Below are 12,988 nucleotides of genomic sequence, written 5' to 3' on the forward strand. Positions count from 1 at the left end.
AAATCAATTTAATAGGTGTTGTACAAGGGGCTTGATCCTGTTTGATTATTGTGCATTCGTACTTTTCTTCGATCTTTGTCCCGCAAAACTGTATGTATGGATTTCAGTAGGATATTTTCTTTTTTAGAGGAATTAAATAGAAATAATTCTGTGGACTGGATGAATGAGCATCGCAATGAATATCATGAAATTCGTGATTCCTATATAACCTGGCTGAATGAACTTGATATAAAACTCGCAGCCATAGATGAAAATTATACGCCTACTGAAGGTAGAAGAGCTATTAACCGAATCAATAATAATTTGATGTTTCATCCAAATAAACCGGTTTATAAGGATCATTTTGGAGCCGGGCTGGATGATAAGCCGGAGAAAGGAGATTTTTATATTCATATTGGAATAAACGGAAGTTTTGTAGCCGGAGGATTCTATCGACCAAAAAAGACTATTCTTGATAGTATACGATCGGCAATAGACTATAATGGTGAGGTTTTTCAGGAAATTGTTAATAAGGATTCATTTGTTAGAACATTCGGCGGACTTTTGGATGACGATAAGTTGAAAACTGCACCCAAAGGCTTTGCTAAGGATCATCCACATATTGAGTTGCTTCGCAATAAGACCTTCGCGGTACAGTTGGATCTTTCGGAACAACAAATTTTAAGCAGTGATTTTCAGGAACAACTGGTAGAAATATATAAGCAGATGCTACCTTTCAGAAATTATTTAAACAAAGCAATCACAGTCTGATCTAAAAATTATGGAACTGAAGAAATATATTCGTGAAATAGAGAACTTTCCGAAGCAGGGAATAGGGTACAAAGATATAAGCCCATTACTACTGGATCATAAAGCGATGAAAGAAGTTGTCGCTGGTTTTGTAGCCAGGCTTTCAGACGTAAAAATAGATAAAGTTGTGGGTATGGAGTCCAGAGGCTTCTTTTTCGCAAGCCTGCTGGCACAGGAGCTCCAAGCTGGTTTCGTGCCGGTGAGAAAGCCGGGTAAACTACCTGCTAAAACTTTCAAACAGGAATACGACCTGGAGTATGGAAGCGATAGTCTGGAAATTCATCAGGACGCAATCCAGGAAGGTGAAAACGTGCTCATACACGATGATGTGCTTGCTACCGGCGGAACCGCGCTTGCTACCTGCAATCTTGTAGAAAAATGCAAAGGCAATATCGTGCAATGTAACTTTTTGATCGAACTCGATTTTCTTGGCGGTAGAGAACGTATTTCGAATTACGATGTGGTGTCACTCATTCATTACTAGTCCAATCAATCCAGAGAGTTTTTAGTGACCCAAAGTCGCCAGCCAATGATGGCCATCTGTATTTTATTTGCTTTTTGTAGGTCCAGCTCTTTTTTGGAATAACTGGGAAGGATTTTCTTATTGATCCTTGCGAGCAACTTGAAAAATGATTTTGTCATTGGTCATGCTATTATTTCTGAAAGGTACAAAATATTCATTCCCAGCATAATCAACTTCCTTCTGCAAATCTGGATTATATTATGCCGTGTGCAAATTGAGTGGAAATTCAGGCAAGTCTTCGAATTCCTCTATCTTCGCAAAAAAATACCTTCTATGAGCATTGTTTTTCTAATTGTTGGTTTTGTCCTGCTAGTAATAGGAGGAGAGTTCCTGGTTCGAAGTTCTGTAGCAATTTCTCTCAAACTCAGTATTTCCAGAATGGTGGTTGGTCTCACCGTGGTATCCTTTGCTACTTCAGCACCAGAGCTTTTGGTGAGCCTGCAGGCTGCTATCGATGGATTTTCAGATATATCACTGGGTAACGTGATAGGTTCTAATATTGCTAATATAGGCCTGGTGCTGGGATTAACGGCAATGGTGTCGCCATTGATGGTAGATCGTGATTTTTATAAGATCAACTGGCCAGTCATGATGTTATTTTCCATAGTGCTTTATTTCTTTCTACAGAGTGAAAACGTATTGTCGCGATTGGAAGGAGGGCTTTTACTCCTTGGACTGGTAGGATATATGTTTTTGTTGATCAAGCGATCGAGAAGAAAAGATAAAGTCGTTGCAGATGAGGTAGATCTTTCCCTGCAGGATGTGCGGAGTATAAAACTGGGAATCTGGTTAGTAATTGGTATTCTCGCCTTGTGGGGCGGTTCAGAATTACTGGTGATGGGTGCAGTGGATCTTGCCACTCAACTCGGCATTAGCGAAAGGGTTGTGTCTGTTACAATTATCGCTATTGGAACCAGCGTTCCAGAACTCGCAGCATCCCTAATCGCAGCAATGAAAAAGGAAAAAGCCATATCCCTGGGTAATCTCATAGGCTCCAATATTTTTAATATCGCGTCTGTCTTGGGATTAACGGCCTTAATCAAACCGGTGGTGGTACAATCTTCAGCAATTCTGACCAATGACATGATCTGGATGCTGGCCATAGCATTTGCATTATTACCCTTATTACTACTTCCTAAACCTTCAGAGATGGGTAGAAAAGAAGGCTTTGGTCTAATCGTCGCCTATGCCATATTTATCCTCATTACTATAGTTTAAATCCTAATACCTTATTAAATCCCTGCGGAAGAAGGGGTGCTGTATATTAATTTTTGGTTAAAATTCAGAAACAACCCTTAAAAAATAGGGGGTTGTCTTAAAGTGGGCTTATTTTTTACGAAATCGGCACTAACTTTTTAGTGCATATCACTTATATTCGCAACTTGAATTGATAATTACTGAATTATCTGATGATCTGATAGTTCAATCATTTATAAACCAACACAATTAATATTTCAGCATGTCAACTTTAAGATTCCAAGCTTTAAAAGAAACATTAAACAGGAAGCCAGTTAAGATTGAAGAACCTAAAAGACGTTCCGAAATTTTTGGCAGCAACGTGTTTAATGAAAGGGTTATGAGACAATTCTTAACCAAGGAGGCTTTTACCAATGTTATGGAAGCCATCGAAACGGGTAAGAAAATTGATCGTAATGTAGCAGACCACATTTCAACCGGAATGAAGGAATGGGCTATTTCCAAGGGTGTTACTCACTATACTCACTGGTTTCAGCCACTTACCGGTGCAACTGCAGAAAAACACGATTCATTCTTCGAACCAATGGACGGTGGTACCGCAGTAGAGAAATTTGGAGGAGGAGCGCTAGTTCAACAGGAACCTGATGCATCAAGTTTTCCAAATGGTGGGATAAGAAATACTTTTGAAGCAAGAGGTTACACTGCATGGGATCCTACATCTCCAGCATTTATCTGGGGAACTACCTTGTGTATTCCTACGGTTTTTGTAGCCTACACAGGAGAAGCTCTTGATAACAAGACACCACTTCTAAGAGCTTTACAGGCGGTTGATAATGCGGCGACAGATGTTGCTAAATATTTTGATAAAAACGTAAAGAAAGTCAATGCTACCCTTGGTTGGGAACAGGAATATTTCCTGATCGATTCGGCTCTTACAGCATCCAGACCTGATATCACCTTGACCGGTAGAACTTTATTAGGACATTCTCCAGCGAAAGGACAGCAGTTGGATGATCACTATTTTGGATCTATACCTTCAAGAGCGATCGCTTTTATGATGGACCTGGAAATCGAATGTATGAAACTTGGTATTCCGGTGAAGACCCGTCATAACGAGGTGGCACCGAACCAGTTCGAACTTGCTCCTGTGTTTGAAGAAGCAAACCTTTCAGTAGATCATAACTCTCTTATCATGGATGTGATGAAGAAAGTTGGTGAAAGACATAATTTTAGCGTGTTAATGCACGAAAAACCATTTGCCGGAATCAACGGTAGTGGTAAACATAATAACTGGTCTTTAGCGACAGATACCGGAGTAAATTTATTGTCTCCAGGTTCTACACCAATGAAGAACCTTCAGTTCCTTACCTTCTTCGTAAATACGATCAAAGCTGTTTATGACAATGAGGAATTACTAAGAGCTGCGATTGCAAGTGCTTCCAATGATCACCGTCTTGGAGCGAACGAGGCACCGCCAGCAATTATTTCAGTATTTATAGGAAGTCAGCTAACCAAAGTGCTGGATGAATTGGAGAAAGTAACCGATGGAAAACTTTCCCCTCAGGAGAAAACAGAATTAAAGCTGAATGTTGTTGGGAAAATTCCTGAAATTCTGCTTGATAACACTGATAGAAACAGAACATCACCATTCGCCTTCACAGGAAATAAGTTCGAGTTTAGAGCTGTTGGTTCCTTGGCGAACTGTGCTGGAGCGATGACAGTACTTAACAGTATCGTGGCGAAGCAGTTGAAGGAATTTAAAGTTGAGGTTGATAAGCTTATCAAGGACAAGAAAATGAAGAAAGACGATGCTGTCTTTAATGTTCTTAGAGAGTATATCAAGAAATCCAAGAAAATTAGATTTGAAGGAGATGGTTATGGGGAAGCCTGGGAAAAGGAAGCAGAAAAACGCGGACTTAGTAACAACAGAACTACGCCACTAGCTTTAAAAGCGCAGGTAAGTAAGAAGACTATCGCCCTGTACAAGGAACTTGGAGTAATGAACGAAACCGAGATCGAAGCAAGGCATGAAATTGAATTGGAAGAATATGCTATGAGAATCCAGATTGAAGGACGTATTCTTGGAGATATCGCCAGAAATCACATTATTCCGACTTCCATAAGATACCAGAACATCCTGATCAAGAATGTACGCGGTTTGAAAGACATTTATGCTGATGATTTCGCTAGACACGCGAAAGAGCAGTTAGAAATCATTGAAAGCATTTCTTCTCATATTGCCAGCATCAATTCTAACGTGAATGCGATGATCGAAGCTAGAAAGATCGCGAATAAAATGGAGGATGCTGAAGAACGAGCATTTGCATACTGTGATGATGTGAAGCCTTATTTTGAAGAAATTAGATATCACTGTGATAAACTGGAGCTATTGGTAGATGACGAGATCTGGCCGTTAGCTAAATACAGAGAATTACTTTTCACCAGATAATTTCTAAAGATTTTAGAAGAAGAAAAACCACGCTAAAAGCGTGGTTTTTTTGTTTTAATAGCTGGTATAATTTCCCAGATACTCTAAACTAGTTATCTTTGAACACTCTAAGTTATATTCATGAGCAAAGAAATTAGCAAAAGGTATTCAGGTAGAGGTGTATCTGCTGGAAAAGAGGATGTTCACAATGCGATAAAGAATGTCGACAAAGGTCTTTTTCCCAAAGCTTTTTGTAAGATCGTGCCAGATCATTTAACAGGAAGTAAAGATCATTGCTTGATCATGCATGCCGATGGTGCTGGAACGAAATCGTCACTGGCGTATATGTACTGGAAAGAAACTGGCGACCTTTCGGTTTGGAAAGGGATTGCCCAGGATGCTTTAATTATGAATATTGATGATCTTTTATGTGTTGGGGCTACCAGTAACATTTTGCTTTCTTCCACAATCGGGCGCAATAAAAATCTTATCCCGGGTGAGGTAATTTCCGCCATTATTAATGGGACAGAGGAATTAATTTCAGAATTGAGAAAATTTGGAGTCGAAATTCATTCGACTGGTGGAGAAACGGCAGACGTGGGAGATTTGGTAAGAACAATCATAGTTGATTCTACGGTAACTGCCAGAATGCCGCGAAACAAAGTCATTGACAACACAAATATTAAACCCGGAAATGTGATCGTTGGTCTTTCTTCTTCTGGACAGGCCTCATATGAAACCGATTATAATGGCGGTATGGGTAGCAACGGTCTTACCTCTGCGCGCCATGATGTTTTCTCTAAGACTTTAGCTGAAAAATATCCTGAAAGTTTTGATAGTGCTATTCCTGAAGAGCTGATATATTCAGGAACCAGAAATTTAACCGATGTTGTTGAGGATAGTCCTGTAGATGCAGGGAAGCTGGTACTATCACCTACCAGAACTTATGCGCCGGTGGTTCAGAAGCTGCTCTCCGAAATTGGAGCTGAGAATATTAATGGAATGGTACACTGCAGTGGAGGGGCGCAAACCAAGATTCTGCACTTTGTAGATGATCTGCATATTATAAAAGATAATATGTTTCCTACGCCACCTTTGTTCAAACTTATTCAGAAGGAAAGTAAAACCGACTGGAAAGAAATGTACCAGGTTTTTAACATGGGACATCGTATGGAAATTTATATCGAGGAAGCTCATGCAGATAAGGTTATCGAAATTTCAAAGTCTTTCAATATAGACGCGCAGGTAGTGGGGAGAGTAGAGGCAGCTGACAGTAAAAAGCTGACAATTAACAGTGAGTATGGTACGTTTGAGTATAGCTAAGTACACAAATTAACTTCAAATAAGCTCGGGGCAAGAGCATTTCAGGTTATTAGTTTTAAAAGATGAAATTCTGGTTAGCCTTACTGGTTTTAGTTATGATCACCATGAACGTCATGGCGATTCATTATCTTGATCCTGTAAGCGATCGATGGTTTAGACTACTTGCAACGCTAGTTTTTTATTCGTTATTCTTAATAAATTATAGAGAAAATAGGAAATTGCTTCTCGCTTTTTCACTGCTAACCTTATGTGACGGACTGCTCGTTTTTTATGAAGATGCAATTATTCGAAATCTCATTTATTTCGTACGAATATCTGGTTACTTGGCCATTGTCAACTTTCTTTCCGCTCAATTAGCACGTCTAAGGTTTAATTTTATCACTTTTATATTTTCAGCTTTTATTGTTGTTCTTGATCTATACATGTTACATGATATGGCTACGTATATTCCGGGTTATCGGGAGGATCTCATTTTCACGGTTCTTTTTTATCTCATGGGCTTAGTTTCTCTTGTGCTAGTTGGAACCTGTATTTCTTATCTTAATAGGTATGCCGATGTAAAAGGTTTTTTGCTTGTAGTCATTTCGATATGTTTCGTGCTATCTGATCTCACATTTTACAATGCTTACTATTTGGATTTTGACATTTTCTATTATGCAGATAGGGTTGTCAATATCATAGGAATGGCGCTTCTAGTAATACTTGCAAAGAAATGGGTTCAGGATAAAAAGTCTGAAACGCTGACAGATTCAATAAATTTGGAATGAAGTTCTAGAGACAGTTTCTTAAGATTCACAATTACTAATTAAACGAACCCCTGATATTTCGTAAAAAATCACCTGGTCCTACCCGATTTAGTACGTCGTACAAAATAACATCCCTAAGCTTTATGAATAGAATGGAATTGAATATACATAATCCAGAATTCTCGATACCAGTTTAATTCCGAAGAATGTTAGCACAAATTAGATGAATCTATGTCATCATTCCAAATTGCCAATTATTAAATTATTAGCTATTTTTAGAGCATCAAATGTTATATAAAACTTGTATTTTTTATACCTAGGATCGTAAATAATAGTCGTCTCCAGTATGATGTTTTCATAGGCAAGTAAAGACTTTCAGAAGGAACGCGTTTTATACCAACGCAGCGTGAGTTATAGACTGGTAAAGTAAAAATAATTGTATGAAAACCTGGTTTAGTCTATTTGTCCTTACCTTGATCGCAATCAATGTTGGTGCCTTTTATTATCTTGATCAATTTACTGCTCGATACTTCCAGTTGTTTTCAACCGCTTCTTTCTTCATATTCTTTTTGTTTAAGTATAAAACCGAAACGAGAATATTATTAGTTCTGGCGTTGCTGACTGTTTGTGATGGGCTAATTATCAATTACGAAGATCCGCTATTCAAGAAAATCATTTACGCTGTCCGCATTCTCAGCTATCTAACAATAATCTCTTATTTATATCCTTATTTATCTAAACTTAAACTCAATCTTTTTACTCTGATTATAGTGAGTTTTGTTATCGGGATCGACGTGTATCTTCTGCATGACATGGCGGTGTATATACCTAACTATTCGGTTGATATCATTTTTACTGTTCTTTTCTATATGCTGGGCTTGACATCTCTTGCGTTGGTTGCGACCTGTATTTCGTATTTAAACAGGTATGCAAATACAAAAGGCTTTCTTATAGTGTTGGTGTCATTTTGTTTTGTGCTTTCAGATATAACTTTTTATAATGCTTACTATCTGGACTTTAAGGTTTTTTATTATGTTGATAAGATAGCAAATGTCATAGGGATAGCTTCCCTGATTATATTTGCTAAAAAATCAATAGTTAGTAAAACTGAGAATCTGTTGAATAAGTAATTCCTGTAAATGCAATCCAAATTTTCCTGAGTTTCGTAGGTATCACTTAAAACTAACCTAAAATGCTTTCAAAATATTTTTTGCTCATCCTGGCCGGTTTACTAGCGCTTTCCAATGCATTCTTAATCTCAGAATACGACCTCCAGATGATTAGATGGGGACGATTAGTTACAACTTCCGTCATCTTTATATCTTTGATATGGAGGCAGCGGTCTGATAAACTGCTTCTTACCGCCGTCCTGTTTCTATTTTTATCTGATATTTTATTGCTGAATTATGAGCATGTATACAGCAATGCAGCCACGTTTTTGTCGCGTATTTCGGCGTACGTACTACTAGTACTTGTTATTTTTCCGGAGATAAGGATTCTGAAGATGAGCCTGGTGCAAAAAGTGGTATTTGCGCTGGTTTTTTCTTTGAATATTGCCATGCTATATGTATTGGTCGATATGGTTCCTGAAAAATATGAATATCCATTTTTAAATTCGTTGTTTTATATCTACGGAAGTGCCATGATCACCTTAGTTCTGGCTGCTATTTCCTATAGTAACATTTATTCCGATGCCACAGCCCTGTTTTTTACTGCTGGAGCTTTATGCCTTGTCTTTTCAGATATCATGTCCTTTATAGCTTATTACCTGGAATTTCATGAATTTTATTATGCTGATAGATTTTTCTATATTTTCGGTGTATCTGCGCTGGTAAAGTTTTCCACCTTCAGTAGAAATCATGAGCCACTATTTGAAATGGAAAGGCTTTAAAGCTTTTATATGATTTCAACCAAATTATCGTAAATTTGCTAGCCTAAATTCAGCAGGAATATATGATTGAAAGACTTAATATCGTAAAGCAGAGGTTTGATGAGGTGAATGATTTAATCATTCAGCCGGATGTAATTTCAGATCAGAAGCGGTATATCGAATTGAACAGAGAGTACAAAGATCTTCGTGCGTTGATGGATGAACGCGAAAAATACGTTAGTCTTACAGAAAATATTTCAGAAGCTGAAGAAATTATTTCAGACGGCAGCGATCCTGAAATGACCGAAATGGCTAAACTACAACTGGAGGAAGCGAAAGGTCAATTGCCGGAGCTGGAAGATAAGATTCGAATGATGCTCATCCCAAAGGATCCTGAGGATTCCAAGAACGTCGTTGTTGAAATTCGTGGTGGTACCGGTGGTGATGAAGCAAGTATTTTTGCGGGAGATCTCTACCGTATGTATACCAAGTACGTGGAAAGTAAAGGCTGGAACCACACGATTGTAGATTATAGCGAAGGTACCAGCGGCGGATTCAAGGAAATGATATTTGAGGTTTCCGGGGAAGATGTATATGGTACTTTGAAGTTTGAAGCTGGAGTTCATCGTGTGCAAAGGGTTCCTCAAACTGAGACTCAGGGCAGGGTGCATACTTCTGCTGCTACGGTAATGGTGCTTCCGGAGGCTGAAGAGTTTGATGTTCAGATTGATCCAAAAGATGTGAGGATTGATTATTTCTGTTCTTCTGGTCCAGGTGGGCAGTCGGTAAATACGACATATTCCGCAGTTCGTCTAACCCACGAGCCAACAGGCCTGGTTGCTCAATGCCAGGATCAAAAGTCACAGCACAAGAATAAAGAGAAAGCATTTCGTGTTTTACGTTCCAGGCTTTATGAGCAGGAGCTGGCCAAGAAAATGGAGGCTGATGCCGCAAAAAGAAATTCCATGGTTTCCAGTGGTGACCGTAGTGCCAAGATTCGTACATACAATTACGCGCAAAGTAGAGTTACAGATCATCGTATCAACCTAACGCTTTACGACCTGTCTAACATCATCAATGGAGATATTCAAAAGATCATTGATGAGTTGCAGCTGGCAGAAAATACAGAAAAGCTTAAAGAGAATTCTGATATTCTTTAAAACTGAATAAATTATATGACTTCACAGGAGCTTACTGAGCAGATATTTAAAAAACAGACATTTTTATGCGTAGGTCTGGATACAGATATTGACAAAATTCCAACCTACCTGCTTTCAGAAAAAGATCCAGTGTTTAGCTTTAATAAGGCTATTATCGATGCTACTCATCCATACTGTGTCGCCTACAAGCCGAATATTGCTTTTTATGAAGCTCTGGGTGCCAGTGGATGGAAAAGCCTTAAGAAAACGATCGAGTACCTGCATACCGAATATCCGGAATTGTATACGATCGCAGACGCCAAGCGTGGTGATATAGGAAATACTTCAAGAATGTACGCCAAAGCATTTTTTGAAGACCTTGGTTTCGATTCCATAACGGTAGCACCATATATGGGTAAAGACAGCGTGGAACCGTTTCTCGAGTTTGAGAATAAACATACCATACTGTTGGCACTTACTTCCAACGAAGGAGCATATGATTTCCAGACGCAAAAGGCAGATGGGGAAGAACTGTACAAAAAAGTCATCAAAACATCCCTGGACTGGCATAATTCAGAAAATCTCATGTACGTGGTTGGAGCTACCAAGGCAGAATATCTTGCTGAGATCAGAAAGATCATTCCGGAAAGTTTTTTGCTGGTACCTGGTGTTGGCGCACAGGGCGGAAGTCTGGAAGAAGTTTGTAAATACGGAATAACAAACAATGTAGGTTTGCTGGTAAATTCATCCCGCAAGATCATTTACGCTTCAGATTCTTCCAATTTTGCTGAAATAGCCGCTGCCAAGGCTGAAGCTATTCAGATCCAGATGAAAGATGAACTTGAAAAACTTTAGAACATGGAGTTTCAGGATCAGCTCAACAGATCTATTAAACTCACTTCCACTCCTAAAAGAATAATTTCTCTTGTCCCTAGTCAAACCGAATTACTGGTAGATCTGGGGCTTCAATCTTCCATTGTTGGAATTACTCATTTCTGTGTACATCCCAGAGGGTTGAAAGAAGAGAAGACAAGCCTGGGAGGAACCAAAAAGGTGAATTTGAGGAAAGTCAGGGAATTAAAACCCGATATTATTCTATGCAATAAAGAAGAGAATACCAGGGAGATGGTTGAGGATCTCGTAAAAATTGCACCTGTTCACTGCTCAGATGTTGCCAGCCTGCAGGATAATGCTGAGCTAATCCAGATGTACGGTGCTCTTTTTGACAAAGGCGAGGAAGCTGAAAATTTGCTTCAGAAAATCGAAGCTTCCCTACTGCAACTGGAGCAGATGGTTTTAAACTCACAACCTAAACGAGTAGCTTATTTTATTTGGAATGAACCTTTAATGGTGGCAGGGCAGGGAACATTCATCAATGAAATGCTCAAGCTTAATAGGATGATTAATGTTTTTGAACAGGACAGATATCCTGAAACCGAACTTATAGCTTTGAAAGAAATGGAAATTGATGCAATCCTGTTGAGTTCCGAGCCATTTCCTTTTCAGAAAGAGCATAAAAAAACCTTCTCAGAAATTACAGAGAAGGTATTACTTGTGGACGGGGAATATTTTAACTGGTACGGCAGTCGTGTCCTGAAAGCTTTAAAATACTTCAAACAGTTTCACTCCTAGTTTCAACCATCGAACAATCCATTCTCCTCAGCTCAGCCAGGATTTTTTTAGCTCTAATATTCAGTTTGTCACTTTGTTCTTTATCTATAAGAGCAACCTTGTAAGCACGTTGCATCAGTCTGCTGTACTTTTCACAAAGTCTTTCTTCCTTTGATTTGTTTTCGAAAATTCTAAACATATAATACTTAATTTCGTTCCACTTCATCATCCTACATCTACATTACAAAACTAAGGCTAAGAAAACTTATACATTGATAATGTTCAGTTAAGCTTAATTTAAAATAGTACGGATATCCATGAGAAAGTGTTAAAAAAATTATCCTATGTAAGAATCTAAGATCGATCCTGTAGGGCAAATACTCTGCGTAAAAGGTCTGTTGTTCTGGAATTTAATGAATTTCGAATATCTTTTTCTTCCTTTTTAATCATGCGATAAACTCCATTAAGGGCTTCGTTGGTTACATAATCTGTAAGATCTGGATTTACATTGCTGGTAAGAGGTATCGCATTGTATCTCTGGATAAGATTAGACCATACCTGGTTTGCTCCAACTTTCTCTAATGAATTATTGATAATGGGACTAAACTTGGCGTAAAGCTCTGTTTCAGTTTTGGTCGCAAGATAAGTTGTTGCTGCATCATCATTACCCAGAAGAATGTTTCGGGCATCTGCAAAACTAATTTCTTTTACCGCACTTGCAAAAACAGGAATGGCTTCACCCACCGCATCTTCTGCAGCCCTGTTGAGCACTCTCAAACCTTCGTCGGCCAGATTATCCAATCCAACATCTCTCAGGGTTTTATCCACTTTCTGCAATTCTGGAGGCAGACCAATTCGAACAAGTTCATTCTTAAAAAATCCATCTTCAGTAGCTAATCTGGTTACTTCCTTATCGATTCCAAATTGAAGGGCTTGCTTTAATCCGGAGTTAATTTCAGAATCTGTCACACCATAAGAAGAAGGGATCTGAGTTGCTATTTGTTGCAATTCTGCACAGGAACTTAACGAGAATATCAGTAGTAGACCGAGAAATTTTTTCATAATTAAATATTTGCCCAAATATACCTGCTAAAATTTTAAGGTTTAATTGTTTAAAGTTATAATAATATTAAAACAATCAATTTTGCTTATAATATTTCTAGACGTATTTTTATAAAGTATATCCCCGGCAACTTAATTCTGGGTGGGCTTAGAGAATAGTAAAGCAATCTTTCAATTATATGCAATTGAAGCAACACGCTAAAATTGTTTTACTGTTGAAACTACATTTTATCTTCATAAAATAATTAGATAGTTGATGACAAAATGGGTAACAGACTCCACTAGTACCTCCATAAATTT

General features: G+C 38.4%; 14 protein-coding genes. 11 read left to right on the forward strand and 3 right to left on the reverse strand.

From position 1 onward, the window contains the following. Positions 1 to 96: 96 nt before the first annotated feature. Positions 97 to 750 (forward strand): DUF2461 domain-containing protein, encoded by a 654-nt coding sequence (locus G529_RS0104430; protein WP_026914398.1) that lies wholly within the window; start codon positions 97 to 99, stop codon positions 748 to 750. A gap of 10 nt (positions 751 to 760) precedes the next feature. Beyond that, positions 761 to 1,273 carry an adenine phosphoribosyltransferase gene (locus G529_RS0104435; RefSeq protein WP_026914399.1) on the forward strand — a complete coding sequence of 171 codons (513 nt, stop codon included), beginning with the start codon at positions 761 to 763 and terminating at the stop codon, positions 1,271 to 1,273. Positions 1,274 to 1,278: 5 nt separating this feature from the next. Here the strand turns inward: G529_RS0104435 and G529_RS0104440 are convergent, their stop codons facing one another. Next, the gene (locus tag G529_RS0104440) at positions 1,279 to 1,431 is read right to left on the reverse strand and encodes a hypothetical protein (RefSeq protein ID WP_026914400.1); all 153 of its coding nucleotides are present in this window, start codon (positions 1,429 to 1,431) and stop codon (positions 1,279 to 1,281) included. 154 nt (positions 1,432 to 1,585) lie between these two features. Here G529_RS0104440 and G529_RS0104445 point away from each other — a divergent pair, with 154 nt between their 5' ends. From G529_RS0104445 to G529_RS0104485, 9 genes are all read left to right on the forward strand, one after another. Beyond that, positions 1,586 to 2,530 (forward strand): calcium/sodium antiporter, encoded by a 945-nt coding sequence (locus G529_RS0104445; RefSeq protein ID WP_026914401.1) that lies wholly within the window; start codon positions 1,586 to 1,588, stop codon positions 2,528 to 2,530. 241 nt (positions 2,531 to 2,771) lie between these two features. Then, a complete protein-coding gene (locus tag G529_RS0104450) occupies positions 2,772 to 4,958 on the forward strand; it encodes a glutamine synthetase III family protein (protein ID WP_026914402.1) in 2,187 nt (728 codons plus the stop codon). Positions 4,959 to 5,078: 120 nt separating this feature from the next. Next, the gene (locus G529_RS0104455; RefSeq protein WP_026914403.1) at positions 5,079 to 6,260 is read left to right on the forward strand and encodes an AIR synthase related protein; all 1,182 of its coding nucleotides are present in this window, start codon (positions 5,079 to 5,081) and stop codon (positions 6,258 to 6,260) included. A gap of 62 nt (positions 6,261 to 6,322) precedes the next feature. Continuing rightward, positions 6,323 to 7,027 carry a hypothetical protein gene (locus G529_RS0104460; RefSeq protein ID WP_026914404.1) on the forward strand — a complete coding sequence of 235 codons (705 nt, stop codon included), beginning with the start codon at positions 6,323 to 6,325 and terminating at the stop codon, positions 7,025 to 7,027. Positions 7,028 to 7,446: 419 nt separating this feature from the next. Further along, positions 7,447 to 8,136, forward strand: a complete 690-nt coding sequence (locus G529_RS0104465; RefSeq protein WP_026914405.1) for a hypothetical protein — start codon at positions 7,447 to 7,449, stop codon at positions 8,134 to 8,136. Positions 8,137 to 8,198: 62 nt separating this feature from the next. Then, the gene (locus G529_RS0104470; protein WP_026914406.1) at positions 8,199 to 8,897 is read left to right on the forward strand and encodes a lysoplasmalogenase family protein; all 699 of its coding nucleotides are present in this window, start codon (positions 8,199 to 8,201) and stop codon (positions 8,895 to 8,897) included. A gap of 62 nt (positions 8,898 to 8,959) precedes the next feature. Next, positions 8,960 to 10,036 (forward strand): peptide chain release factor 1, encoded by a 1,077-nt coding sequence (prfA, locus tag G529_RS0104475; protein ID WP_026914407.1) that lies wholly within the window; start codon positions 8,960 to 8,962, stop codon positions 10,034 to 10,036. Between the two features lie 15 nt (positions 10,037 to 10,051). Beyond that, a complete protein-coding gene (gene pyrF / locus G529_RS0104480) occupies positions 10,052 to 10,870 on the forward strand; it encodes an orotidine-5'-phosphate decarboxylase (protein WP_026914408.1) in 819 nt (272 codons plus the stop codon). 3 nt (positions 10,871 to 10,873) lie between these two features. Beyond that, positions 10,874 to 11,647, forward strand: coding sequence for an ABC transporter substrate-binding protein (locus tag G529_RS0104485; RefSeq protein WP_026914409.1), 774 nt, complete (start codon positions 10,874 to 10,876; stop codon positions 11,645 to 11,647). Here G529_RS0104485 and G529_RS0104490 read toward each other — a convergent pair. Further along, positions 11,628 to 11,825, reverse strand: a complete 198-nt coding sequence (locus G529_RS0104490) for a Lacal_2735 family protein (RefSeq protein WP_026914410.1) — start codon at positions 11,823 to 11,825, stop codon at positions 11,628 to 11,630. The genes G529_RS0104485 and G529_RS0104490 overlap by 20 nt on opposite strands. 155 nt (positions 11,826 to 11,980) lie before the next feature. Beyond that, positions 11,981 to 12,688, reverse strand: a complete 708-nt coding sequence (locus G529_RS0104495) for a DUF4197 domain-containing protein (RefSeq protein WP_026914411.1) — start codon at positions 12,686 to 12,688, stop codon at positions 11,981 to 11,983. Between the last annotated feature and the right edge of the window lie 300 nt (positions 12,689 to 12,988).

This window comes from Christiangramia portivictoriae DSM 23547, from assembly GCF_000423045.1.
GTDB lineage: Bacteria > Bacteroidota > Bacteroidia > Flavobacteriales > Flavobacteriaceae > Christiangramia > Christiangramia portivictoriae.

Bases quoted from the DNA above. Each gene is read 5' to 3' on its own strand.
- G529_RS0104430 (WP_026914398.1), top strand. From the start codon at position 97: ATGGATTTCAGTAGGATATTTTCTTTTTTAGAGGAATTAAATAGAAAT.
- G529_RS0104435 (WP_026914399.1), top strand. From the start codon at position 761: ATGGAACTGAAGAAATATATTCGTGAAATAGAGAACTTTCCGAAGCAG.
- G529_RS0104440 (WP_026914400.1), bottom strand. From the start codon at position 1,431: ATGACAAAATCATTTTTCAAGTTGCTCGCAAGGATCAATAAGAAAATC.
- G529_RS0104445 (WP_026914401.1), top strand. From the start codon at position 1,586: ATGAGCATTGTTTTTCTAATTGTTGGTTTTGTCCTGCTAGTAATAGGA.
- G529_RS0104450 (WP_026914402.1), top strand. From the start codon at position 2,772: ATGTCAACTTTAAGATTCCAAGCTTTAAAAGAAACATTAAACAGGAAG.
- G529_RS0104455 (WP_026914403.1), top strand. From the start codon at position 5,079: ATGAGCAAAGAAATTAGCAAAAGGTATTCAGGTAGAGGTGTATCTGCT.
- G529_RS0104460 (WP_026914404.1), top strand. From the start codon at position 6,323: ATGAAATTCTGGTTAGCCTTACTGGTTTTAGTTATGATCACCATGAAC.
- G529_RS0104465 (WP_026914405.1), top strand. From the start codon at position 7,447: ATGAAAACCTGGTTTAGTCTATTTGTCCTTACCTTGATCGCAATCAAT.
- G529_RS0104470 (WP_026914406.1), top strand. From the start codon at position 8,199: ATGCTTTCAAAATATTTTTTGCTCATCCTGGCCGGTTTACTAGCGCTT.
- prfA (WP_026914407.1), top strand. From the start codon at position 8,960: ATGATTGAAAGACTTAATATCGTAAAGCAGAGGTTTGATGAGGTGAAT.
- pyrF (WP_026914408.1), top strand. From the start codon at position 10,052: ATGACTTCACAGGAGCTTACTGAGCAGATATTTAAAAAACAGACATTT.
- G529_RS0104485 (WP_026914409.1), top strand. From the start codon at position 10,874: ATGGAGTTTCAGGATCAGCTCAACAGATCTATTAAACTCACTTCCACT.
- G529_RS0104490 (WP_026914410.1), bottom strand. From the start codon at position 11,825: ATGTTTAGAATTTTCGAAAACAAATCAAAGGAAGAAAGACTTTGTGAA.
- G529_RS0104495 (WP_026914411.1), bottom strand. From the start codon at position 12,688: ATGAAAAAATTTCTCGGTCTACTACTGATATTCTCGTTAAGTTCCTGT.